Consider the following 24,281-nt stretch of genomic DNA (forward strand, 5'->3'; position numbering starts at 1 on the left):
TGTGTATCGGTGTGGGTCAAGGCATCGCTTTAATTATCGAACGTGTTTAACTATTAAAAACCCCCTCCCTTTTCTCAAGGGAGGTCGGGAGAGATTCTATGCCTACTTTTTCTTCAAATGATGCGCAAATCAATTATCAAACTTTTGGTGATTCAAGCAAGCCTGCTCTTGTTTTCTCTAACTCTTTAGGGACAAATTTCAGCATGTGGCAATCACAAATTGAGTTTTTTAAAGCTTCTCATTATGTGATTTGTTATGACACACGTGGTCATGGTGCATCGGACGCGCCTCAAGGTCCATATACCATTGATCAACTTGGTCAAGATGTGGTGAATTTACTCGACCATTTGAATGTTGAAAAAGCTGCATTCTGTGGTATTTCGATGGGTGGTTTGACAGGCCAATGGTTAGCCATCAATCATCCTCAACGCTTTAGTCATGTGATTGTGTGTAATACCGCCGCTAAAATTGGCAATGAAAATGCTTGGAATGATCGTGCCATATTGGTTCGTGAACAAGGTTTAGCACCGATTGCATCAACGGCTGCAGGTCGTTGGTTTACAGATCCCTTTATCCAAAGCAACCCAGCAGTGATTGAAAAACTTTCAAACGACTTAGGAGCTGGCAGCCCTGAAGGTTATGCAAGCTGCTGTGAAGCTTTGGCTAAGGCGGATGTGCGTGAACAACTCAAACAGATTTCGATTCCTGTATTGATTATTGCAGGTCAACAAGACCCTGTGACCACTGTGGCAGATGGTCAGTTTATGCAAGCAGCGATTGCGGGTAGTCAACTTGTTGAGATTAATGCTTCGCACATTTCTAATGTTGAACAACCACAGGCGTTTAACCGAGCTGTGGCTGAATTTATTCAGGCTTAAGTTTAGAACAACTCAAACCTGAACTCAGGAAACATCACCTGTCACGGGTGACTCATCTTGACGCTTTGCCAGATTGCTCCACCAGTCTGGCTTTTTTATGTCCTAGGCTTCAATCATTTATTCAGTAAATTTTAAGAAATAAAACCTAATCTCAGCGTAGTTAAATATTAGAACTCATCGTATGCGCTACACATCTATCATTCAGCAATGGAAAAAACCAACGATAAGCCTAGCACTATTCAATTTAGTACTCTCAGTATGGGTTGGCATTGGTTTAAATATTGCGTTCTACAAACAACTTACTTCACTCACACCTTATCAAGGTTACCCAGCAATTCTTTTTTTAATAGGTTCATCTGTCTTAATCACAGCTGCTTATTTTTTTATTTTCAATCTTATTCATTGGAGATTGAACGTAAAGATATTTGCAAGTATCTGGATTGTATTAGGCGGTATGTCTGCATATTTTGTAAGTAGTTTAGGCATTATTATTAATGCTGATCAGATTCAAAATATGATGCAAACCAATACGATGGAAGCATTTGATCTGATAAATATAAGATTATTTATTTGGGTTGTATTTTTTATTTTAGCGCCTCTTTTTTTTATTTATTGGGTGAATATCAAAAAATCAACGTTTTCTCATACCCTTTGCAGGAAAATGTTACACAGTGCAATCAGTTTAATTTTAGTGTTAGGTTGCGCTTATTTATATTATGTTGACTATGCAGCTATTTTTAGAGAAAACAGAGAGTTGAAAGGAATGATCAGCCCTCAAAATGTCGTTGCAGCCTCCTTCAGTTATTATAAACATCTTCAACCTCCCAAAAATACTATAATTCAACCCTACGGACGTGATGCACACCAATTTATTCAAACGGCGACCCATCAAACTCCAAAACTGATGGTTTTAGTGATAGGAGAAACAGCACGTGCAGAAAGTTTTCAGTTGAATGGATATGATCGAGCTACAAATCCAGAATTAAGCAAATTAAATATAATCAATTTTCGTAACGTCAGTTCCTGTGGTACTGCAACGGCGGTATCCGTACCTTGTTTATTTTCTGGTATGACTCGACAAGCATATACAGAAAAAGTCGCAAGACAACGGGAGAACTTACTCGATATTATTCAACGTGCGGGCTACAAAGTAACGTGGATCAATAACAATTCAGGATGCAAAGAGGTTTGTAATCGGGTTGAGCGTTATGAAATTCCCGAATCTATTCATAAGCAATGGTGCGATTCTAAGGGGGAATGTAAAGATGAAATATTGATTGATAGCCTTAATGCCTATATTCAAGCCATTCCCAAAAATGATAAAACGCCAAGACTTATCGTACTCCATCAAATGGGAAGTCACGGCCCAGCTTACTATAAACGGTCCACTCATCAATACACACCCTTTCAGCCGACTTGTAACACCAGCGCAATTCAGGGATGTAGTCAACAAGCTCTGATCAATACTTATGATAATTCAATTGTATATACAGACCATATTCTCGCTTCGACAATCAATTTATTAAACAAACAAACTCAATTTCAATCCGCTTTATGGTATTTATCAGATCATGGTGAATCCACGGGTGAACATGGAATGTATTTACACGGCGCGCCTTATCAAATTGCACCATCACAACAAACTCATGTTCCGATGATCATGTGGTTTTCAACAGCATGGCGAAAACATGAAGCGTCAACTGTACGATGCATTGAATCTCAGAAAAATGATGTACTTAGCCAAGACAATGTCTTTCACACCATGCTAAGTTTATTGAATATTCATACTACAACATTACAACCCGCATTAGACCTCAGCCAACAATGCAAACCTCAATTATAGAACAGAGCCTAATATGAATAAAATCCTGATGATTGAAGATGACTTTATGATTGCAGAGTCATCTCAAAAGTTGCTCCAATATCAATCATTTGAAGTAGTCTGGGTCAATAATGGCATCGATGGCTTAAAACAATTAAATCAACAAGCATTTGATTTAGTGCTGCTCGATCTTGGATTACCTATGATGGATGGCATGCAAGTACTCAAACATCTTCGCTCACTATTTCCTTCAATTCCTGTACTCATTATTTCAGCAAGAGATCAACTTCAGCACCGTATCGATGGATTAAATCAAGGCGCTGATGATTATCTAGTAAAACCATACGAGTTTGAGGAGTTATTAGCGCGTATTCACGCCATACTCAGACGTGCATCTCAACAAAATACATCTCAGATAAAACAAATTTTAGAATTTGGCGGACTCAGGTTAGATCTTGAACAACATATCGCGAGTTTTGAAAATCAGACGGTTGAATTTTCAAACCGTGAGTGGGCTTTATTAATTCCACTCTTAACTTATCCAAATAAGATTTTTTCGAAGTCTAATCTTGAAGAAAAACTGTATGATATTGAAAATGAAATCAGCAGTAATACCATTGAAGTCTATATTCATCGCATACGCTCAAAATTAGGTAAAAATTTTATTCGTAATGTGCGAGGATTAGGTTATCGACTAGGTCAGCCTACACCATAAAACAAGAATTGATACATGACGCAGCCCTACTCTTTACAAAAGCAACTTGTTGTATTTACCTCAATTTTTAGTGTGGTAATGGGATGTATATTGGTTTTTTCAGCCTATAGAACAGCTTTAGAAGAAACAAATGAAATACTTGATGCTCAGCTGAAAAATCTGGCAGAGCGCGTTGCAAAATTTAATCCAGATCCTGTAAAGAGTAAATTTTCACATTTAAAACAGTACCATGAAGAAGATTTATTTGTAGATGTTTGGGCCTATGACCAACAATCACATTTACACGAAAATTTTAAACAGTTGGTTGAGCCAGTCGCTAAGTCAGGTTTTTATCATCACACTAATCATTATGGTAAATGGCATACCTATGTGATTCCATTGAAAACTGTTCAAGTTCAAGTGAGCCAACAAGACTCTGTTCGACAAGCTTTAGCCATAGAGCTCGCAATCAACATGTTTTTACCTTATTTAATCATTATGCCCTTCGCGATTTATGGCTTAGGTTTTATAATTAGAAGAAATTTTGCTCCATTTGAGCAATTTAAATCCGAATTAAGTACACGTAAACCAAATGAGCTGACCGTAATCGACCCTCAACAGTACCCTATTGAGCTAGTACCCAGCATTCAAGCGATCAATCAATTATTTCAAAGGATCTCTGATGCCCAACAAGAACAAAAACAATTTATTGCAGACGCCGCTCACGAATTAAGAACACCAATTACAGCATTAAATCTTCAAACTAAAATTTTACTCAAAGAGCTCCCCCATCACGAATCGTTAATCAAAATGAATAATGGTTTACACCGAACTCAGCATTTGGTCGGTCAGCTTTTAAATCTCGCTCAACAAGATTCATTAAATGCCAGTAACGAGAAAAAAGTGAGTATTCGTTTAGATGAACGTGCTTATCAATCTATTGAGCAATTGATTCATTTAGCCTTAGCCAAAGAAATCGATTTAGGTATGGAACGTTATGAATACGTTCAAATTATAAATTACTCATCTGCTATAGATTCAATATTAACCAATTTAATAGAGAATGCGATTAAATACACGCCCCCCAATGGCATCATTAACGTTTCTACATTTCAAGAGAATGATATAGCTATCATTCAAGTCGAGGACAGTGGCCCAGGAATTTCAGCAGATCTGTATGAACGTATTAAAAAAAGATTTTATCGAGTCGAGCAACATCAAGAAATTGGTAGTGGCTTAGGTTTATCAATTGTTGAAAAAGCGGTAGAACGTATGGGGGGTAATCTTATCTTTGATCGCAGCCCTCAATTAGGTGGTTTATTGGTGAGAGTGGAAATTAAACTACATTAATTGCTTAGGCTAATTTAACCTTATCTTTTAGACTAAATATTACAACATTGAACATCCAAATCAACCAACCTGTCCAAAGATTATGACTAAAAAAATGTGCACCTCTAAGCATTTGCGTCCATCCCATAAGCATTCCCAAGAGAATTGCATTCAATAAGTAAAATTGAGCTAATTTTGTTTTTTTGTTCCTGAACACAAAATACCCACTCAATAATGCAAAACCTGCAGAAGCATGACCTCCAGGAAAACAATGCCCAACTTTACTACTGAGACTCCAGACAATTGTCATTCCCTGAGGTTGAGCTGCATCCCATGGGCACATTAAGTTCGACTGTGATTTGAACAACGCTATTAAAATAATTGAAATTAAAGCAATTGCAAAAATTGTGATGTAATTTTTAGAGGTTTCCAAACTTTGATTTCTCGATTTGGGATGAGCAACCATGACTGCATATATCAGCATACTGCAGTACATCGCGATTAGCACATATTTAACCCATTCATGCCCGACTACACTTGGCCAAAATGCATCTTTTAAATAGAACACTCCTTTTGAATTTAAGCCTAATTGAATCAATTTCATGTCGACTGCACCATGTACTGGAAATAGATTGACCAAAATGAAATAGCTCAAGATTAAGGCGATACATTGCTTGCGATAGAAAAAACTCATACGAATACATCGAATAAAAATGTATTTAAATCAATCAGGCTTAAAATTTTCTGAATGATTTGACATCAAATAGACTTTTATACTGCATAACGATATGCTTAAACCAACCTGAGTTGGGTTTTAAAAATAAAAAAGTGTTAAGGATAACCACGATGCAAACTCAAGAATTACTTATTCCGAATGGCAACTATCAAATCCAAGCGGATTTTTATATGCCAGTGCCGATCACAAAAGATTCTAGTATCATCATTATGGCTCATGGCTTGGGTGGAGAAAAAAGCTGTGGCTTAAACTCTTTCGCTGAAGCTTATGCAGAATTGGGATATAACGTATGCGTATTTGATCATTCTGGTTTTGGATTAAGCAGTGGTCCTGTTCAGCATCTTGTTGATAAAAATAGTCAACTTCAGGATTGGAAAGTCGTTATCGACTATATTCAAACCCGATTCTACATCTCGAAAAAAAATATCATTTTATGGGGGTATTCGTTCAGTGGTGCGCATGTTCTAACATTAGCAAGTGAACACACCTTTAAAGCAGTGATCTCTAATTTTCCACACGTTGATGGTTTAGCGAGCTTGACGCTGTATCCGAAAAAATATTTATTGCCTGCAACCATGATTGCATTACAAGATTTAGCCCTAGCAAAAATAGGTAGAGTCAAAACCATGCCTGTAGTTGCAAAAGATCGGTTTGCTATTTTGGCGGGTGAAGATTGCTATGATGCCTATTATCGACTGATCCCAGATGGGATGCATTGGAAAAATGCTGTACCAGCTCGAATCGTTGCAACTATTGGTTTATACCGACCAACAATGATCGTTCATAAAATTCAATGCCCTGTTTTTGTGTCAGGTGCGGAACTAGATTCACTTATTCCTATCAAAGCAACACGTAAACTCGCACAAAAACTAAAACAAGGTGAATATCGTGAGTTCGTCTGCGGTCACTTCGATCTATTCCATTCGCCCGTTTTTGATCAATTCATCGCAGCGCATCAACATTTTTTGGAAAAACTAAAATAAACTTTTAAAGTTGGTAGTTATATCCCTTACTGCTTAAGTAAAATTCACTGATGAAATGGCATTCTTTTAGAATGTCATCAGTGACTTGTTGATGCTGATAGTAGCTGTGTTTCATTAATGCAAAAACCATTTCAACCAAATACACCGCTTCCTCTTTTCTATTCAATTTCAGCGGATGTACTTTCTGCTCAAATACCGCTTGTAAATCATGAGCAATCTTCTCAATGACGATTTCCTGTAAATTAAAACCATCAACATGTACTGGCCCACCCAAAATCAAAATACTTGCAGCAGGATTTGAATTGTAGAACTCAGCCACCTTAGAAATTAGATCAAAACAAATATCACGTGTTGACCAAGTTTGATAGCACTCATTTTTAAACAAAACATAGGCCTGCAGTTCATCTAAATAACGTTTCACCAATATGCTGAACAAATGATTAACTGTTGGAAAGTATTGATAAATCGTAATCTTAGGAAGATCGGACTGTGCTGCAATTTCGGGAATAGTACAGTGATTGATGCCTTGTTCTTCTAATATTTTCTTTGTTGTTTCTAGTACAAGTTCTAACCTTGCTTTACTTCTTTTTTGTACAGGAAGCTTAATTTCATCAAAAAGCATTTAAACAAATCCCCTGTCTTGCTGTTTAAAAATAAATCGATTATAGTCATAAAACCAACTATAGTTGGTTATGAATAAAAAGAACATCATTCAAGGATATGAATATGAACACAGTCTGTATCATTGGTGCAGGTCCGTCAGGAATTACGGCTGCTAAAAATTGTCAACAAAATGGTATTGCATACGATATCTTCGAGAAAAATGACAAAGTCGGTGGGAATTGGGTGTTTAATTCTAAAACTGGTCATTCTTCAGTCTATGAGAATACACACATTATTAGCTCGCGTACAATGTCTGAATATGAAGATTATCCAATGCCAGACAGTTACCCTGATTATCCACGACATGATCATCTACAGCAGTATTTTGAAAATTATGCCAAACATTTTGGTGTATATGACAAGATTAAATTTCATCACACTATTAACCATATTCATAAAAATGAAAATAAAAAATGGGTGGTGGATTACACCGATGATCAAGGTAAAGAACAACAGAAAATATATGACTATTTAATGGTTGCAAATGGTCATCACTGGAAACCGAAATACCCTGAGTATGAAGGTGAATTTACTGGCAAGTGGATGCATTCACATGATTTTAAAGGTGTAAATGACGACTGGCGTGGAAAGAAAATTTTAGTCATTGGTGCAGGTAATTCAGGCTGTGATGTTGCCGTAGAATCAGCACGTGTCTCAAAAGATGTGTATATATCGATGCGCAGTCCACAATGGTTTGTTCCAAAATTTATGTTTGGACATCCCGCAGACATACTCGTCAAGTCAATGGAAAAACTTCCGCCCAAAATGCGCCAAAAAATTCTGACCAAATTGGTAAAAGCATTCAGTGGAAATTACGCAGATTTTGGCTTGCCTGTAAATGACAAACCGATGCTGACACAACATCCAACGGCGAACTCCGACTTCATTGACTATGTGCGTCACGGTAAAATCAAACCAAAACCAGCGATCAAGCGTCTCAATGGTAAAATTGTAGAATTCGTCGATGGTACTCAACAAGAGTTTGATATTATTTGTTGTTGTACTGGTTTCTGGACCGTCTTCCCTTTCTTCGATAAAGATTTTATAGATTTCCAACATGCTGAAAAATTACCGCTTTACCGTAAAATGATGCATGCAGAACATGACAATCTTTATTTCATTGGTTTATTCCAGCCACTAGGTTGTATTTGGCCAATTTCAGATCATCAAGCCAATTTGGCATGTCAGGAAATCTTAGGAAAATATAAACGTCCTGCTGATATGAAAAAAGCGATTCAGCATGAGTTAGATCATCCACATTACAACTTTGAAGGCGGTCAACGTCATGCAGCAGAGGTTGACTATAATGACTTCCGCGCTGAACTCGTGTCAGACCTTAAAACTGCTGGTGTCATCATTCCAGAGCGTAAACCTTTGGTTTCAATCCGTAAATTAGTTGGTTCTTTACTGACTGCATAATTTAGTGTATTTCTAGGTCATCAGTGAGTGTTACGTTAATCGTGAGCACTCACCTTACATAAATATAATCAACTCAAAATAAAAACTTAAATGATCAATAGCAGGAGCTTTGCATGCACGGACGTATGATGTTTCAACCTTTATTAATCAGCAGTTTACTAGAACATGCTGCTGAATTTCATAAAGACACCCTGATCGTTTCAAAAAACACCGATGGCTCACTTTACGAAACCAATTGGGGCGATGTATCGGATAATGCTAAACGTGGTGCAAAGGCATTAAATGAACTTAAACTCATTCACGGCGATTGTATTGCAACATTAGCTTGGAACAATCATCGTCATTTAGAGGCTTGGTATGCTATTTCTGGTAGTGGCTTAATCTGTCACACCATTAACCCAAGATTATTTCCAGAACAACTGATTTTCATTATTAATGATGCACAAGATAAAGCGATTATTTTTGATAAAACATTCCTACCTTTGATTACAGGAATAAAAGCACATATTCCACTGGTGCAACATTTCATCTGCTTAGATGCACCTGATGAAAAGATTCGTCAAGCCTTACCCGAAGTCTTGTTCTACGATGATTTAATTGCGGGTCAAACTGCAGAATATACATGGCCTGAATTTGATGAAACCACTGCTAGTTCACTATGTTATACCTCTGGAACAACAGGCAATCCTAAAGGTGCTCTCTATTCTCATCGCTCAACTGTTCTTCACAGTTTAGCGGCCAGCTTACCTGACTCACTCAATCTGTCAGCCAAAGACATTATTTTACCTGTAGTTCCGATGTTTCACGTTCATGCATGGGGAACACCTTATGCCGCAGCGATGGTAGGTGCTTCAATTATATTACCAGGGCCGGGTCTTGATGGTGAGAGTCTAGTTAAACTCATTGATCAATATGAAGTGACTGTTGCACTTGGTGTTCCTACCATTTGGCAAAGCTTGTTGGTCGCTGCAAAAGCAATGAACAGTTCACTGACCTCTTTAAAACGTAATGTCATTGGTGGCTCGGCTTGCCCACCTAGCATGTTAGCCACATTCCGTGATGTATATGATTGTGAAACCATTCATGCATGGGGGATGACTGAAGCTAGTCCACTTGGCACTGCCAATCAATTCAAAGCTAAACATAAACAACTTTCTCAGGATCAACAAGCAAAACTACGTCTTTCCCAAGGTCGCCCGCCGTTTGGAGTCAGGATTCGTTTAGTGTCTGAAGAAAGAGGAACCGATCTTGTTCCACATGATGGTGAGACTATTGGTAATTTACAAATCAAAGGACATTGGATTGTTGACAAATACTTTGGTCAGTCCGACTCACCATTGACCAGTGATGGATGGTTTGATACTGGAGATATTGCGTCTATAGATGCTGATGGCTATCTGCATATTAGTGATCGTGCCAAAGACTTGATTAAATCTGGTGGAGAATGGATCTCTTCTGTAGAGCTTGAAAATATCGCAATGGGTCACCCAGAAATTGCGATGGCTGCGGTCATCGCAGCACAACATCCAAAGTGGGATGAAAGACCTGTCTTAATCGCCGTTAAACATCCTAATAGCCAAATCACTGAACAACAACTCATTGATTACTATGCTGATAAAATTGCTAAATGGCAAACTCCAGATAAAGTGATTTTTGTCGATGCCATACCGCTTAGCGGCACTGGAAAAATGCTAAAAAGAAAACTTCGCGAAGAATATGGATATGTATTAATGTGAGTTCAGGTTAATTTCTCAACTCACTCATACTAACTAAATAAAGCTGTAACTGTACATCAGTTACAGCTTTATATTTAAGCCATTACGAATAATTAAATTAGCAGTATCACGACCTGACAGATATGCACCATGCACAGTGCCTGCATAATCGGTATGACAATGTTCACCTGCAAAATATACTTGCGCTGGATGCTCTTTTTTAAAGATCTCTACATCATCTTTAGTATGTTCAACTTTTGGAAAACTAAATGAACCTAAACTAAACGGATCACTCCCCCAGCGGGTAATTATGATGTTCTGAATTTCATTGGAGTGCATGCAAATCTTCAATATTTTCTTGATATATTCATGCACCTGTTGATCCGTTTCTTGATCAACCCATTCTGACTTTGTACCTCCAACGAGAAGTAGATAAGTCGGTTTATTATATAAACGACTAAAATCTAAAATACTATACAGCTCACGCTCATCCCAAAAAAATGCCGTATTGTGTTTAAGTGCATTCCCATTAAATTCTAGAGCTTTTGAAAATTGTATAAATATTTTATTGAAAGATCCAAAACCCAGCTTTTGAATCGATCGGACTAATCCACTAGGCAAAGGCGGCTCAAACTTAATTTTATCTTGCTTTAAAATACCGAGTGGAACTGTCACCACAACTTGAGAACCTATGTAAAGCTGTCCACATGCTGTTTTTATCTGCACTTGATGAGAGTCATGATCGATTTCAACAATATCTGCATTCGTATGAATCTCTAAATCAGTAGCCAGAACTTTAACAATCTGTTCATAACCTTTTGGAAATATCACTTCATCGCCTGAGAAGTAGCCTTCAAAATCCATAAAATTATGGGCTAATTGCTCTAAATCAGTCGCAAAAGGATCATTGGCAAGCCTTGAGTAATACTGCTTAATTTTTTGTGTGATGACGTCTCGATCAAAATAATGAAGTTGAAAACGTATCTTTCCTAAAACATTCTCAAGTTGCTCAAAAGCGGAGATATCCTGCTCTTTTGATTTATTTTGAAAAACCTTCTGAACATCACGAAGGCATTTTTCAAATTCTAAGCTCTCTTGTTCGGTAAATGGCTGACCATTGGCATGAAAATAATCCACTTGATCATAATTAAAAACTTGAGTACTTATCCGATTGGACTCTGCAATTTTCCATATCGGATTATTATCAATACCATGTATCCATGATGCACCAAGGTCAAAACAATGACCATCAATGTTTTGTGTATGTATTCTCCCACCTATACGATCACGTGCTTCTAAAACAACAACATTAAATCCTGCTGATTTTAAATGCTGAGCACAACTTAATCCTGCAACACCAGCGCCGATAATATAAATAGGATGATTAAAGTCGTTCATTCATTTTTTTATTAGAAAAAATTCGCTTAAAGATATCGCGTTCAAAACTGTGAAAATAGTCGTGTGATGTAATAAATTTAAAATGATTGGTAACTTAAGAAGAGTTTAAAATTGTTTGAATCGAATAAATCACAAAAAAACGGCCATGAAGACCGTTTTTTTAGAATGCTTTGACTTTCTCATTAATCTGCTGATATATCTTCGAATAAAACTGAAGATAAATAGCGCTCTCCAGCATCAGGTAAAATCACCACTATGGTTTTACCTGCATTTTCAGGACGTTGAGCAAGTTCATGAGCGGCCGCTAATGCTGCACCACTTGAAATACCCACAAAAATCCCTTCTTTGATTGCAGATTGACGAGCAAAATCAATTGCTGTTTGATTTTCAACCGCGATAACTTCATCCACCAAATCTAAATCTAGGTTTTTAGGAATAAAGTTTGCACCAATGCCTTGGATTTTATGTGGTCCCGGAGTGAGTGTTTCGCCACGCTTCGCTTGTCCAATAATTGGTGAGTCTGCTGGTTCAACTGCAACTGAGTAAAGGGCTTGATTTTTAACTTTCTCAAAATAACGCGAAATACCAGAGATCGTACCTCCCGTACCTACACCAGCCACTAAAATATCAACCTTACCACCCGTTGCTTCAAAAATTTCAGGTCCAGTTGTAGTTTCATGAATGGCAGGATTTGCTGGGTTTTCAAATTGCTGAGGTAAATAATAAAGCTCTGGGTTCTCAGCAACTAAACGTTCTGCTTCTTGAACAGCACCATTCATCCCTTTAGCTGGATCGGTTAATACTAAATGAGCACCCAATGCTTTGAGTACTTTACGGCGCTCGATACTCATACTTGCAGGCATAGTCAGTGTGATGTCATAACCTTTAGCAGCAGCAACAAAAGCTAGCGCAATTCCAGTATTACCACTCGTAGGTTCAACAATATGCATTCCTGCTTTAAGCACACCACGTTGTTCTGCATCCGCAATCAAAGCTGCACCAACACGGCATTTTACTGAAAATGCTGGGTTACGTGCTTCCACTTTAGCAAGAACTGTAGCTCCACCCTGTATCACACGATTAATGCGAATAAGCGGTGTATTACCAATCGCTTCAGCGTTATTACTGTATACCGCGATTCCACGATTAGAAGTTTGTGGAAATTGAGTGTCTGTGGTCATGAACAATCCTTATATTCATAAAACAATACTTTTATCATAATCCTTTTTCATTTTAGATATATAACCATTTGTAGGATTTTCATATAAGATAAAATGAATAGGTTATTCTAAATATGAAATTATCACTTTACTGCTTTTAATCCATAAAAATTAGACATTTGACAAAAAGTTCTTAAATTTTGATAACCAACCTGAAGGTATAGATTCTTCATCTCTTTCACCGTCATTAAATTAAAGTCATCATGTATTCTTTCCAACATGACCTGACTTTGTTTTTCACTTAATCCTATTTTTGTCACCAAATTTTTTAATACTAACTGATCATTTGATTCTTCGAATTGCATCAGATCAAAACTCAGAACCACGCCATCTTGTTTCAAAGCATGGTAAATATCACCTAAAAAACTCTTTTTGCATGCATGTGAAACAAAATGAAAAACCAAAATACTCAATACTGCATCAAAATTTTCAGGATATTTCTGGAGCACCGTCGTGTCACCTTGCAGAATTATGACTCGGTGCATTTGCTGCTTAAACTGAACGATCTGTTTTGTTTTTTCAAGCATCGCTGCCGATGGATCAAACACAACAAACTCCGCCTTTGTAAAATGATCTAATAAATAATTCAGTTCATATCCAGTTCCGCACCCGACAATCGCAATTTTAGCCTCTTCTTTGAGATGAGTTTCAAGCAGCGCTAATATATGTAGATGCATCAGTTCATATCCTGGTATGAGCTGCCTGATATGTTCATCATAGTTTTCTACGATTTTTGGGTGATCAAAATTCTTTGCCATCTCACTCTTCGACTATTTTTAAAATTAAGCCGAACTTAGTGAACTAAGTTCGGCTTTGTTATTTTATGCTTAAAGTTAAAAATATCACTCAATGACGATTAAGCACTCTCATCAAAAATATTGAGTTGCTCACGCATATATTCTTGGAGTTTAAACTTCTGAGCCTTACCAGAAGCAGTCATTGGGAACTCTTTAAGGAAATGTACATATCGTGGCACTTTATTATGTGAGATATTGGCTTTGCAGTAATCTTTGATCACTTGTTCAGAACATTCATGTCCTTCATGCAAAATAATACAAGCACATAATTCTTCGCCATATTTCGGGTCAGGAAGTCCAATCACTTGGACATCGCTAACAGCAGGATGTTTATATAAGAAGTCTTCAATCTCTTTAGGGAATAAATTCTCCCCCCCACGAATCACGACATCTTTAATACGGCCTTTGATTTTGATAAAGCCTTCATCATCCATTTCAGCGATATCACCGGTATGCATCCATTTTGCGACATCTACGACTTCTCGGGTTTTTTCTTCTTCATCCCAATAGCCCAGCATGACTGAGTATCCTCGTACACACAACTCACCGAGTTTGCCACGAGGCACTACTTTACCGTGTTCATCGACTATTTTAATTTCGATATGTGGATGAACTCGACCAACAGTGCTCACTCGTTGTTCTAGCGAATCTGTGATCGAACTTTGTGCGCTTACTGGCGCTGTTTCAGTCATGCCATAACAAATCGTGATATCTCGCATATGCATACGCTCAATGACGCGCTTCATGATTTCTTTTGGACATGGACTGCCAGCCATAATGCCAGTACGCAATGTAGTCAAATCAAATTCGTCAAATTGCTCATGATCAAGCATGGCAATAAACATGGTAGGCACACCATATGCCGCGGTACATTTCTCTCGTTCAATCGCTTTAAGACTATCAAGAGGATTAAATACAGCTGATGGATAGATCATGGTTGATCCATGTGTAATACAGGCGAGATTACCCATCACCATACCAAAGCAATGAAATAACGGTACAGAAATACAAACTCGATCTTGAGAAGTCAGTTTGATTGCCTCTCCCACAAAATACCCGTTATTCAGAATATTATTGTGTGTCAGCATGGTCCCTTTGGGGCTACCTGTCGTTCCGGAGGTAAACTGGATATTGATGGTTTCATCGAATTGAAGACCAGATGCTATCTCGTTAAGTTGATCTAACTGCTCTGAAGTCGGTTCAACCAATAAATCACTAAAGCGATAAAACCCAGTATGTTGTTGATCATCTATTTTGATCAAATACTTTAAATGCGGCAATTTTTCAGCATTTAAAACGCCATTGGTCGTATGTAAAATTTCTGGTGCAATTTGCGTCAAAATTTCTTGATAATTGGTCGTCTTAAAGGTCGATGCAATGATCAATCCTTTGCAAGATACTCGATTGAGTACGTATTCTAGCTCGTAGCTTTTATACGCAGGATTTAAGTTGACCAAAATAATTCCAGCCTTGAAGGCTGCAAATTGTGCGATCGTCCATTCCACACAATTAGGGGACCAAATCGCTAGACGATCTCCCTTTTCTAAACCGATTTTTAATAAACTACATGCAAAAGCATTTACTTTCTCTTGTAACTGCTGATAGGTCAAACGTACATTTTGATGCACACTGACCACAGCATCCTGATCGGCATATTGTAGGCATGCTTGATCAAATTTATGGCCTATGGTCATACCCAATAAGGGTTGCTCACTGGTGCCATAGGCATAACTGAGTCGTAATTGCGTCATTGAATCATACTCCTTGATTCTATTTTCTTATATCAATCCAATATTTCGTTATTAATTACGCGATTACTCGTTTAAACATGACATCCTTTTGTGTGAATTAAATTAATTTTCCTCCTTTGCCTTAACTGCATTGACACAAAAGTCTGCAATTTGCTTAACGAAATAACCTTTATAACCGTCATCAAACATCACATTACGCGATGGATTTAAAGGTTCAATCACAACGAATGTCATCGCACCAACCACGCATAATGCAGCTGTATTTAAATCTTCAAATTCGAACTCACCATTGACCTTTCCTTCGGCAAGAATCTCCTTAATGGATTGTTTTATCAGTTGCTTACTTCTAAAACGTTCATGCTCAATCGTTGGGTCTACGGGCTCAAACATGAGTGAATATGCAAGTTGAGGGCTATTCAGAGCACGTTTTACGAAAGCAGTGACGGCCTTTGTCAACTTCTCAGTCGAAGTCCAATCATTTTTTGCAATCTGATTCAGAATATCGACCTCACCTTTGATGGCCTGTGAAAGCACTTCAATCAAAATCTGATTTTTGTTCTCAAAATAGCGATAGACCAAACCACTCGAGACACCAGATTTATCTGCAATCGCTTGCACTTGTGCATCTTTAAAACCACCACCCGCAATAAGTTCGCGCGCGGATTGCAATATCGATTGACGATTTTGCTCCATACGCTCTTGCATCAAAGTGGATCTTTTATAACTCATAATTGTTCACCCAATCAACTAAAATGAATTATAAATCATTTTCTGAATCTATATTCACTTTTTTAAAAAATAACTGTATTGTATTTCTCAAGCAAGGACAAAATGCTTCACTGGAAATAAAAATTAAATTTTAGGATGAATGAAAATGAATTTACAGAGTATCGACTTTGGACTAGACGAAACACTAATCGCTTTACGTGATTCTGTAGCTGCATTCTGTGCAAAGGAAATCGCACCTATTGCTCAACAAGTTGATCAAGACAACTTATTTCCAGCTCACTTATGGAAAAAATTTGGTGATATGGGGTTACTTGGACTTACCGTGAGTGAAGAATACGGTGGTGTCAATCTGGGGTATTTGGCTCATATCATTGTCATGCAGGAAATTTCACGAGCATCTGCTTCCATTGGACTTTCATACGGGGCACATTCAAATCTTTGTGTGAATCAAATTAACCGTAATGGTAGCGAAGAACAAAAACAAAAATATCTTCCTAAATTAATTTCTGGCGAATATGTCGGTGCTTTGGCAATGTCTGAACCAAATGCGGGTTCAGATGTCGTTAGTATGAAATTACGTGCTGAAGAGCATGGTGATCACTTTGTACTTAATGGCTCAAAAATGTGGATTACCAATGGTGGAGATGCTGACGTGCTGGTGGTTTACGCCAAAACTGACATCAATGCTGGTGCCAAAGGCATGACTGCTTTCATTATTGAAAAAGGCATGGAAGGCTTTAGTCATGGGAGTCACTTAGACAAACTCGGAATGCGTGGTTCAAATACTTATCCCCTGTTCTTTGACAATGTCAAAGTGCCTAAAGAAAACGTCATGGGTGGTGTGGGTAACGGTACAAAAGTGCTCATGAGTGGATTGGATTACGAGCGTGCAGTTCTCAGTGGTGGACCACTAGGCATTATGGATGCATGTTTAGATGTGGTCATCCCATACATCCATGAACGTAAGCAATTCGGTCAATGTTTAGGTGAATTCCAACTCATGCAAGGCAAAATTGCGGATATGTATTCTACATGGTTGGCGAGCAAGGCTTTGGTTTATGCCGTGGGTGCAGCATGTGATAAAGCTGATCATGATCGTGGTTTACGTAAAGATGCAGCAAGTGCCATTCTCTACTCAGCTGAAAAAGCAACCTGGATGGCTGGAGAAGCAATTCAAACCCTTGGGGGCAATGGTTATATCAATGATTACAACACAGGTCGATTATGGCGTGATGCCAAACTTTATGAAATTGGTGCAGGAACTTCTGAAATTCGACGCATGTTAATTGGTCGTGAGTTATTCAACGAAACCAAATAATTCAAGTTAATACAAGGAAGTCATTGATGAACGAAATTAAAAGTAAAATCAATCCACGTAGTGAAGAGTTTAAAATCAATCAAGCTGCAATGCTTGAATTGGTCGCAGACTTAAAAAAACAAGCTCAAACCATTGCCTTAGGTGGTGGAGAAAAAGCACGTCAGAAGCATTTAGCACGTGGAAAACTATTACCGCGTGAGCGCATTGATCAACTCATTGATGCAGGAACTGCCTTTCTTGAAATTGGTCAACTCGCTGCTTATCAAGTTTATGCTGACGATGTACCAGCCGCAGGTGTGGTTGCAGGTATTGGTCAAGTGCATGGTGTGACATGCATGATCGTTGCCAATGATGCAACAGTTAAAGGGGGTACATATTATCCTTTAACTGTAAAAAAACATTTACGTGCGCAAGAAATTGCTGAACAAAATCATCTTCCTTGTATTTATATGGTCGACTCAGGCGGTGCATTTCTGCCAATGCAGGATGAAGTATTCCCTGATCGCGATCATTTTGGACGAATTTTTTACAACCAAGCACGCATGTCGAGTAAAGGTATTGCACAAATAGCCGTGGTTATGGGGAGTTGTACTGCGGGTGGCGCATATGTCCCTGCCATGTCCGATGAAACGATTATTGTCCGCAATCAAGGCACGATTTTCCTCGGTGGTCCACCTTTGGTAAAAGCTGCAACAGGTGAAGTGGTGACTGCTGAAGACCTTGGTGGTGGCGATGTTCATACCCGTTTATCTGGTGTCGCAGATCATCTTGCAGAAAGTGATGAACATGCGATTCAAATTGCACGCAATATTGTTCAAAACCTAAATATCGAACCGAAAGCATTTAAGACCGAAATTGAAGAACCACTTTATAGTGCTGAAGAACTCTATGGTGTCATTCCGAGTGACTCACGCAAACCCTTTGACATCCGTGAAGTGATTGCACGTATCGTGGATGGTTCAAGACTTGATGAATTTAAGGCTCGTTTTGGTACAACCTTAATTACAGGTTTTGCATCTATCTACGGCATGAAGGTCGGAATCATTGCCAATAACGGAATTTTATTTTCAGAGTCTGCTCAGAAAGGTGCGCATTTCATTGAACTGTGTACGCAACGCAATATTCCACTGCTTTTTATCCAAAATATCACCGGTTTCATGGTCGGTCGCCAATATGAAAATGAAGGTATTGCCAAAAATGGAGCTAAATTGGTCATGGCAGTAGCGACCGCAAATGTTCCTAAAATCACCTTGGTGGTCGGTGGTTCTTTTGGTGCAGGCAACTATGGAATGTGCGGTCGAGCATATTCTCCTCGCTTCTTATGGACTTGGCCGAATTCACGTATTTCCGTGATGGGCGGTGAACAAGCTGCTAGTGTTCTCTCCACGATTAAGCGTGATCAAATTGAGCAACGTGGTGAAACTTGGTCAGCTGAAGAAGAAGATCAATTCAAACAACCTTATCGTGATCAATTTGAAAAGCAAGGACATCCTTATTATGCATCTGCACGTTTATGGGATGACGGTGTGATTGATCCAGCAGAATCACGTCATGTCTTAGGTCTGAGTTTGGCTGCTGCATTGAATGCACCCATTGAACCAACTCAGTTCGGCGTGTTCCGCATGTAAGGAGAAAATGACATGAGTTATGAATTTTTACAGCTTGAAATTGAACGCCAAGTTGCGACCGTTTGGATTAATCGTGCTGAATTACACAATGCATTCAATACACAAGTGATAGAAGAGCTGAATCACTGTTTCACAACTTTAAATGCTGATGATGACGTTCGTGTTGTCGTTTTGGCAGGTCGTGGTAAAAGCTTTTCTGCAGGTGCGGACCTTAATTGGATGAAGCAAGCAGGTCAAGCATCAAAAGTGGAAAATGAAGAGGATGCTTTGAAACTTGCCAAAATGTTACAAAGTTTAGCCACGCTGAAACAACCGACTATTGCACGTGTCCATGGTATTGCATTTGGCGGCGGCATGGGGCTTGCTTCAGCATGCGATATTTGTGTGGCTTCCATTGATGCTAAGTTTGCCACTTCAGAAGTGAGATTAGGTTTAGCACCTTCAACGATTAGTCCATACGTGATCCGTGCCATCGGTGCTCGTCAAGCATCTCGATACTTTCTCACGGCTGAACGTATTTCTGCAGAGCAAGCAAAGCATATTGGTCTCGTCCATGAAGTTTGTCAGCCAGAACAGTTGGATGCCACCGTATCGGAAATCATTGATGCAATTTTGCTTGGTGGCCCTGAAGCTCAAGCTGCATCAAAGTATTTGATTCGTTTAGTTGATCATCAAGAAGTCACAGAAGATTTACTGATTCAAACCGCCCAACACATTGCGCACGTACGTCAAGGTGATGAAGCCAAAAATGGCTTAACTGCTTTTTTAAATAAACAAAGCCCAGCATGGATTCAAGCAACGGCAGAACAATAAAAAGGAATTCAATATGTTTAAAAAAATTCTCATTGCAAACCGTGGCGAAATTGCATGTCGTGTGATTCGTAGTGCACAAAAATTAGGTATCGCAACGGTTGCAGTTTACTCAGATGCAGATACCCAAGCGCAGCATGTCAAATTAGCCGATGAAGCTATTTATATTGGTGAATCCCCTGCTGCACAAAGTTATTTACAAGCAGATCGTATTATTCAAGCTGCACTTAAAACAGGAGCTGAAGCCATCCATCCAGGTTATGGTTTCCTATCTGAAAATGATCAATTTGCGGAAGCTTGTGAAAAAAACAACATCACCTTTATAGGGCCTCCAGTGGCTGCCATCTTAGCCATGGGTTTAAAGGCAACATCTAAAGCATTGATGGAAAAAGCAGGTGTACCACTCACACCTGGGTATCATGGCAGCAATCAAGATGCAGATTTTCTTAAACAACAAGCTGATCAGATTGGTTATCCTGTGCTGATTAAAGCCAGTGCAGGTGGTGGTGGTAAAGGCATGCGCTTAGTTGAGCGTGCTGAAGACTTTCTTCCTGCACTGAACTCATGCAAAAGTGAAGCGAAATCAAGCTTTGGCAATGATGACGTTCTAATTGAACGTTATGTTGTCAATCCTCGTCATATTGAAGTGCAAGTTTTTGGTGACAAACATGGCAATTATGTTCACCTCTTTGAACGTGATTGCTCTGTGCAGCGCCGTCACCAAAAAGTCCTAGAGGAAGCCCCAGCCCCTAAAATGGCCGAAGTTAAACTCGAAGCGATGCGTGAAGCTGCGATTAATGCTGCCCGAGCAGTAGACTATGTCGGTGCTGGAACGGTTGAGTTCATTGTTGAGCAAGATGGTACAGCTTACTTCATGGAAATGAACACTCGCCTTCAAGTTGAACACCCTGTGACGGAAATGATCACAGGACAAGATTTGGTTGAATGGCAATTACGTGTTGCTTATGGTGAACCTTTGCCAAAACAACAGTCTGAATTAAAAATTCATGGCCATGCACTTGAAGCTCGTGTTTATGCAGAAGAGCCAGAGAAAGGATTTCTCCCAGCAATTGGAAAAATTAATTATCTTCATTATCCGACTCAAAATGAATGTGTCCGTGTTGATAGTGGCATTGTGCAAGGTGATGAGATCACAACGTTCTATGATCCAATGATTGCTAAACTCATCGTATGGGGAGAAAATCGTGAAGCAGCACTCGTCCAGATGCATCATGCTTTGAGCCACTTTCATGTCGAAGGCTTAGGCAACAATATTGCATTTTTAGATCGCTTAGTGGCATGTGACTCTTTCAAAAATGCCAATCTAGATACCAATTTAATTCAGCGTGAAGATGAGTTCCTATTTAAAACCACTACCCCTTCTTCGGCTGAAACAATTGTCACAGCAGCATTTATTGAACTGCATTCTCAGTTAAATGAATCCAAGCGTACAAGCCATCCAGTTTGGAAAGCAAAACCCCTTTGGAGAAATAATGTTGATGCGCGTACACCGATAAAACTTGAACATCTCGGACAAACGTATCAAGTTGAATTTATCTCAACTTCGCAAGGGTTCGAAGCACAGCTTGATGGCCAAAGCTACGCTATCTCAGGTCAGTTGCTCAATGAAAATCTCATAGCGATCTATACCTCTTTTGGTCAAGAGAAAATCAGTTTCAAAAAAACCAATGATGCGGTCACCCTCTTTAAAAATGGGCAGACTTTTAAATTTGAACTCATCAAACCTAATTTTAATACAGATGATCAAGCCTCATCTGACTCAAATCTAAAAGCACCAATGCCGGGTGCAGTGACACAAGTATTTGTTTCAGCAAATCAACGTGTAAAAAAAGATGAAGTGTTATTAACGTTAGAAGCAATGAAAATGGAATACGCTATACGTGCACCATTTGATGGTGTCGTAGTCGCAGCTTATTTCCAACAAGGTGATCAAGTGAAAGCTGGTGATGAGCTGGTTGAGTTTCAAGCTGCTGAGGAGAATGCGGCATGATGAAAACAACCAATCAAACCACACCAAATCACGATAATTTTGTGAAAATCGTTGAAGTTGGACCTCGTGACGGTCTTCAGAATGAAAAAATACCTTTAACATTCGAAGACAGACGCAATCTTATTCTTGATTTGATGAAAACTGGCTTGAAGAATATCGAAGTCGGTTCTTGTGTATCTGCAAAGTGGGTACCTCAAATGGCAGAAAGTGATCAACTCTATGCTAGCCTACCACATGATGAAGATATCCAGTTCAGCTTACTGACACCAAACCTTAAGGGATTCGAGTCAGCTTTAGCTGTAGGCTGTAAAGAAGTTGCGGTTTTCACCGCTGCTTCTGAAAGCTTCACTCAAAAGAATATAAATTGTTCAATTGAGGAAAGTTTTGAGAAGTTTGCTGATGTATTACAGCTTGCTCAACAACATGATATTAAAGTACGTGGATATGTTTCATGTATCGTCGACTGCCCTTATGAAGGTCCAATTGATCCATCTAAGGTTGCTGAAGTCAGTGCAAAGTTAATCGATCTAGGTTGCTACGAAGTATCCTTGGGTGAAACCATCGGCACAGCTACACCTGATCGAGTTGCCAAAGTTTGGAATGCATGTTTGGAACGAATTGAAACACAACTTTTAGCAGGTCATTTTCACAATACCTACGGCATGGCAATTGCCAATATCTATCAATCACTGACACAAGGCATCCGCATATTTGACTCATCGATTGCAGGACTTGGCGGTTGTCCTTATGCCAAAGGTGCTTCGGGTAATGTATCCACTGAAGACTTATTTTATCTCTTGTCCAATATGGGCTATGAGACTGGCATTGACCTAGATGCCCTGATGCTTGCGAGTCGTAACATTAGTCAAGTTTTGCAACGAAACAATCCATCTAACTATGCCAATGCGTATTGGCAAAAAAAATGTGCTTAGTACGTATCAGCATTATGAAATAATGAAGATCAGAAGCTGATTCAGGATGAACAAAATAAAAATACAATGAGGTGTTCAATGACGAACAAAGTGTATGAAAGTGCTGAAAGTGCACTGAACGATATCATTCAAGATGGTCAAACCTTAGCTGTTGGTGGTTTTGGCTTATGTGGTATTCCTGAGGCTTTGATTGCTGCCCTGAAACAAACAGGAGCTAAAGAGCTGACTTGTATTTCAAACAATGCAGGTGTAGATGGTTTTGGTTTGGGATTACTACTCGAAACAAAACAAATTAAAAAAATGATCTCTTCCTATGTCGGAGAAAATAAAGAATTTGAGCGACAATACTTAAATGGTGAACTTGAAGTCGAGCTAACCCCTCAAGGCACTTTGGCTGAAAAACTCCGTGCTGGTGGAGCTGGGATTCCTGCATTTTTTACCCAAACAGGCGTAGGTACGTTGATTGCAGAAGGTAAAGAAGTACGTGAGTTCAATGGTAAAGAATATATTTTAGAACCCTCTTTAACTGCAGATGTCGCTTTGGTCAAAGCGTATAAAGCAGATAAGGCAGGTAACCTAATCTTTAGGAAAACAGCTCAAAATTTTAATCCCGTTTGTGCGATGGCTGGGAAAATTACAGTCGCTGAAGTTGAGGAAATTGTAGAGATCGGTGAGCTCGATCCCGATTCAATACATTTGCCTGGCATTTATGTAAATCGTATCGTTCTTAACACCACACCAGAAAAAAGAATCGAACAAATGACCTTAAAGGCGGAGGCATAAGTTATGGCATGGACGCGTAATGAAATGGCACAACGAGCTGCCTTGGAACTCGAAGATGGATTTTATGTCAATTTAGGGATTGGATTGCCAACATTGGTTGCGAACTATATTCCTGAAAATATCAATGTTTGGCTCCAATCTGAAAATGGTTTGCTGGGAATTGGCGAATTTCCAACAAAAGAAACCGTAGATGCTGACCTGATTAATGCGGGTAAGCAAACTGTTACGGCGCGAGCAGGCGCTGCATTCTTTTCCAGTGCTGATTCATTTGCCATGATCCGTGGTGGGCACGTGAATATAGCTATACTTGGCGCTATGGAAGTCTCTGAGCAAGGTGATCTTGCGAATTGGATGATTCCAGGGAAAAAAGTCAAAGGTATGGGAGGAGCAATGGATTTGGTGGCTGGCGTACAAAAAGTCGTCGTGCTGATGGAACATTGTGCCAAAGATGGCACCCCAAAAATTGTTCCGCAATGTTCACTGCCCCTTACAGGTAAAGCAGTCGTTCATCGCGTGATTACAGATCTAGGGGTTTTGGATATCACGCCTCAAGGGGTAAAATTGATAGAACTGGCTCATGACGTCAACTTTGATGAGATACAGAAAGTGACTGGAGTTCCCCTAATTCAATCGCAATAAGATCGCTAAAAAAACCACGCCTAAAC

The 24,281-nt window shown here is 39.1% G+C and carries 21 protein-coding genes; 14 read left to right on the forward strand and 7 right to left on the reverse strand.

Annotated elements, in window-relative coordinates; translation table 11 throughout:
• The first annotated feature begins 98 nt into the window (after nucleotides 1-98).
• From pcaD to AC1M87_RS13040, 4 genes are all read left to right on the forward strand, one after another.
• Nucleotides 99-878, forward strand: coding sequence for a 3-oxoadipate enol-lactonase (gene pcaD, locus AC1M87_RS13025; RefSeq protein ID WP_481593937.1), 780 nt, complete (start codon nucleotides 99-101; stop codon nucleotides 876-878).
• A gap of 181 nt (nucleotides 879-1,059) precedes the next feature.
• Nucleotides 1,060-2,721: a phosphoethanolamine transferase gene (locus tag AC1M87_RS13030; protein WP_481593938.1), complete on the forward strand. Its 1,662-nt coding sequence runs from the start codon at nucleotides 1,060-1,062 to the stop codon at nucleotides 2,719-2,721.
• A gap of 13 nt (nucleotides 2,722-2,734) precedes the next feature.
• Nucleotides 2,735-3,415 carry a response regulator transcription factor gene (locus AC1M87_RS13035; protein ID WP_179999736.1) on the forward strand — a complete coding sequence of 227 codons (681 nt, stop codon included), beginning with the start codon at nucleotides 2,735-2,737 and terminating at the stop codon, nucleotides 3,413-3,415.
• 15 nt (nucleotides 3,416-3,430) lie between these two features.
• Entirely contained in the window at nucleotides 3,431-4,744 is a 1,314-nt protein-coding gene (locus AC1M87_RS13040; protein ID WP_481593939.1) for an ATP-binding protein, read from the forward strand.
• A gap of 4 nt (nucleotides 4,745-4,748) precedes the next feature.
• Here AC1M87_RS13040 and AC1M87_RS13045 read toward each other — a convergent pair whose 3' ends face one another.
• Complete coding sequence (locus tag AC1M87_RS13045) at nucleotides 4,749-5,417, reverse strand: phosphatase PAP2 family protein (protein WP_481593940.1); 669 nt, start codon at nucleotides 5,415-5,417, stop codon at nucleotides 4,749-4,751.
• A gap of 152 nt (nucleotides 5,418-5,569) precedes the next feature.
• Here AC1M87_RS13045 and AC1M87_RS13050 point away from each other — a divergent pair, with 152 nt between their 5' ends.
• Nucleotides 5,570-6,442 (forward strand): alpha/beta hydrolase, encoded by an 873-nt coding sequence (locus AC1M87_RS13050; RefSeq protein ID WP_481593941.1) that lies wholly within the window; start codon nucleotides 5,570-5,572, stop codon nucleotides 6,440-6,442.
• A gap of 4 nt (nucleotides 6,443-6,446) precedes the next feature.
• Here the strand turns inward: AC1M87_RS13050 and AC1M87_RS13055 are convergent, their stop codons facing one another.
• Nucleotides 6,447-7,064, reverse strand: a complete 618-nt coding sequence (locus AC1M87_RS13055; protein ID WP_035270045.1) for a TetR/AcrR family transcriptional regulator — start codon at nucleotides 7,062-7,064, stop codon at nucleotides 6,447-6,449.
• Between the two features lie 104 nt (nucleotides 7,065-7,168).
• On the opposite strand from AC1M87_RS13055, the gene AC1M87_RS13060 reads away from it, so the two are divergent.
• The gene (locus AC1M87_RS13060) at nucleotides 7,169-8,524 is read left to right on the forward strand and encodes a flavin-containing monooxygenase (RefSeq protein WP_218947418.1); all 1,356 of its coding nucleotides are present in this window, start codon (nucleotides 7,169-7,171) and stop codon (nucleotides 8,522-8,524) included.
• Nucleotides 8,525-8,637: 113 nt separating this feature from the next.
• Nucleotides 8,638-10,260 carry a long-chain-fatty-acid--CoA ligase gene (locus tag AC1M87_RS13065; protein WP_481593942.1) on the forward strand — a complete coding sequence of 541 codons (1,623 nt, stop codon included), beginning with the start codon at nucleotides 8,638-8,640 and terminating at the stop codon, nucleotides 10,258-10,260.
• A 60-nt stretch (nucleotides 10,261-10,320) separates the two neighbouring features.
• On the opposite strand, the gene AC1M87_RS13070 is transcribed toward AC1M87_RS13065, so the two are convergent.
• The 5 genes from AC1M87_RS13070 to AC1M87_RS13090 all read right to left on the reverse strand — a co-directional run bounded on the left by AC1M87_RS13070 (nucleotide 10,321) and on the right by AC1M87_RS13090 (nucleotide 16,134).
• Nucleotides 10,321-11,637, reverse strand: coding sequence for a flavin monoamine oxidase family protein (locus AC1M87_RS13070; protein WP_481593943.1), 1,317 nt, complete (start codon nucleotides 11,635-11,637; stop codon nucleotides 10,321-10,323).
• A gap of 182 nt (nucleotides 11,638-11,819) precedes the next feature.
• A complete protein-coding gene (gene cysK, locus AC1M87_RS13075) occupies nucleotides 11,820-12,818 on the reverse strand; it encodes a cysteine synthase A (protein WP_481593944.1) in 999 nt (332 codons plus the stop codon).
• Between the two features lie 122 nt (nucleotides 12,819-12,940).
• Nucleotides 12,941-13,615, reverse strand: a complete 675-nt coding sequence (locus AC1M87_RS13080) for a class I SAM-dependent methyltransferase (protein ID WP_481593945.1) — start codon at nucleotides 13,613-13,615, stop codon at nucleotides 12,941-12,943.
• A 98-nt stretch (nucleotides 13,616-13,713) separates the two neighbouring features.
• Nucleotides 13,714-15,405 (reverse strand): AMP-binding protein, encoded by a 1,692-nt coding sequence (locus tag AC1M87_RS13085; protein ID WP_481593946.1) that lies wholly within the window; start codon nucleotides 15,403-15,405, stop codon nucleotides 13,714-13,716.
• A 102-nt stretch (nucleotides 15,406-15,507) separates the two neighbouring features.
• Entirely contained in the window at nucleotides 15,508-16,134 is a 627-nt protein-coding gene (locus tag AC1M87_RS13090; protein WP_092768402.1) for a TetR/AcrR family transcriptional regulator, read from the reverse strand.
• Between the two features lie 145 nt (nucleotides 16,135-16,279).
• Between AC1M87_RS13090 and AC1M87_RS13095 the strand changes: the two genes are divergently transcribed.
• The 7 genes from AC1M87_RS13095 (at nucleotide 16,280) to AC1M87_RS13125 (ending at nucleotide 24,255) form a co-directional block, all read left to right on the forward strand.
• Entirely contained in the window at nucleotides 16,280-17,452 is a 1,173-nt protein-coding gene (locus AC1M87_RS13095) for an isovaleryl-CoA dehydrogenase (protein WP_481592299.1), read from the forward strand.
• Between the two features lie 26 nt (nucleotides 17,453-17,478).
• Nucleotides 17,479-19,080 (forward strand): carboxyl transferase domain-containing protein, encoded by a 1,602-nt coding sequence (locus tag AC1M87_RS13100; RefSeq protein WP_092768407.1) that lies wholly within the window; start codon nucleotides 17,479-17,481, stop codon nucleotides 19,078-19,080.
• Between the two features lie 12 nt (nucleotides 19,081-19,092).
• A complete protein-coding gene (locus AC1M87_RS13105; protein ID WP_481593947.1) occupies nucleotides 19,093-19,893 on the forward strand; it encodes an enoyl-CoA hydratase/isomerase family protein in 801 nt (266 codons plus the stop codon).
• Between the two features lie 13 nt (nucleotides 19,894-19,906).
• Complete coding sequence (locus tag AC1M87_RS13110; protein ID WP_481593948.1) at nucleotides 19,907-21,901, forward strand: acetyl/propionyl/methylcrotonyl-CoA carboxylase subunit alpha; 1,995 nt, start codon at nucleotides 19,907-19,909, stop codon at nucleotides 21,899-21,901.
• Nucleotides 21,901-22,833: a hydroxymethylglutaryl-CoA lyase gene (locus tag AC1M87_RS13115; protein ID WP_481593967.1), complete on the forward strand. Its 933-nt coding sequence runs from the start codon at nucleotides 21,901-21,903 to the stop codon at nucleotides 22,831-22,833. The genes AC1M87_RS13110 and AC1M87_RS13115 overlap by 1 nt, the downstream gene beginning before the upstream one ends.
• Nucleotides 22,834-22,911: 78 nt before the next feature.
• Nucleotides 22,912-23,616: a CoA transferase subunit A gene (locus tag AC1M87_RS13120; RefSeq protein ID WP_092768413.1), complete on the forward strand. Its 705-nt coding sequence runs from the start codon at nucleotides 22,912-22,914 to the stop codon at nucleotides 23,614-23,616.
• A 3-nt stretch (nucleotides 23,617-23,619) separates the two neighbouring features.
• The gene (locus tag AC1M87_RS13125) at nucleotides 23,620-24,255 is read left to right on the forward strand and encodes a CoA transferase subunit B (RefSeq protein ID WP_092768415.1); all 636 of its coding nucleotides are present in this window, start codon (nucleotides 23,620-23,622) and stop codon (nucleotides 24,253-24,255) included.
• Nucleotides 24,256-24,281 lie beyond the last annotated feature (26 nt).

Source organism: Acinetobacter sp. 24-47-62 (genome assembly GCF_056779765.1).

Bases quoted from the DNA above. Each gene is read 5' to 3' on its own strand.
- AC1M87_RS13055 (WP_035270045.1), bottom strand. From the start codon at position 7,064: ATGCTTTTTGATGAAATTAAGCTTCCTGTACAAAAAAGAAGTAAAGCA.
- AC1M87_RS13050 (WP_481593941.1), top strand. From the start codon at position 5,570: ATGCAAACTCAAGAATTACTTATTCCGAATGGCAACTATCAAATCCAA.
- AC1M87_RS13090 (WP_092768402.1), bottom strand. From the start codon at position 16,134: ATGAGTTATAAAAGATCCACTTTGATGCAAGAGCGTATGGAGCAAAAT.
- AC1M87_RS13110 (WP_481593948.1), top strand. From the start codon at position 19,907: ATGTTTAAAAAAATTCTCATTGCAAACCGTGGCGAAATTGCATGTCGT.
- AC1M87_RS13070 (WP_481593943.1), bottom strand. From the start codon at position 11,637: ATGAACGACTTTAATCATCCTATTTATATTATCGGCGCTGGTGTTGCA.
- AC1M87_RS13120 (WP_092768413.1), top strand. From the start codon at position 22,912: ATGACGAACAAAGTGTATGAAAGTGCTGAAAGTGCACTGAACGATATC.
- AC1M87_RS13030 (WP_481593938.1), top strand. From the start codon at position 1,060: ATGCGCTACACATCTATCATTCAGCAATGGAAAAAACCAACGATAAGC.
- AC1M87_RS13080 (WP_481593945.1), bottom strand. From the start codon at position 13,615: ATGGCAAAGAATTTTGATCACCCAAAAATCGTAGAAAACTATGATGAA.
- AC1M87_RS13060 (WP_218947418.1), top strand. From the start codon at position 7,169: ATGAACACAGTCTGTATCATTGGTGCAGGTCCGTCAGGAATTACGGCT.
- AC1M87_RS13035 (WP_179999736.1), top strand. From the start codon at position 2,735: ATGAATAAAATCCTGATGATTGAAGATGACTTTATGATTGCAGAGTCA.
- AC1M87_RS13040 (WP_481593939.1), top strand. From the start codon at position 3,431: ATGACGCAGCCCTACTCTTTACAAAAGCAACTTGTTGTATTTACCTCA.
- AC1M87_RS13105 (WP_481593947.1), top strand. From the start codon at position 19,093: ATGAGTTATGAATTTTTACAGCTTGAAATTGAACGCCAAGTTGCGACC.
- AC1M87_RS13095 (WP_481592299.1), top strand. From the start codon at position 16,280: ATGAATTTACAGAGTATCGACTTTGGACTAGACGAAACACTAATCGCT.
- AC1M87_RS13125 (WP_092768415.1), top strand. From the start codon at position 23,620: ATGGCATGGACGCGTAATGAAATGGCACAACGAGCTGCCTTGGAACTC.
- AC1M87_RS13100 (WP_092768407.1), top strand. From the start codon at position 17,479: ATGAACGAAATTAAAAGTAAAATCAATCCACGTAGTGAAGAGTTTAAA.
- pcaD (WP_481593937.1), top strand. From the start codon at position 99: ATGCCTACTTTTTCTTCAAATGATGCGCAAATCAATTATCAAACTTTT.
- cysK (WP_481593944.1), bottom strand. From the start codon at position 12,818: ATGACCACAGACACTCAATTTCCACAAACTTCTAATCGTGGAATCGCG.
- AC1M87_RS13065 (WP_481593942.1), top strand. From the start codon at position 8,638: ATGCACGGACGTATGATGTTTCAACCTTTATTAATCAGCAGTTTACTA.
- AC1M87_RS13045 (WP_481593940.1), bottom strand. From the start codon at position 5,417: ATGAGTTTTTTCTATCGCAAGCAATGTATCGCCTTAATCTTGAGCTAT.
- AC1M87_RS13085 (WP_481593946.1), bottom strand. From the start codon at position 15,405: ATGACGCAATTACGACTCAGTTATGCCTATGGCACCAGTGAGCAACCC.
- AC1M87_RS13115 (WP_481593967.1), top strand. From the start codon at position 21,901: ATGAAAACAACCAATCAAACCACACCAAATCACGATAATTTTGTGAAA.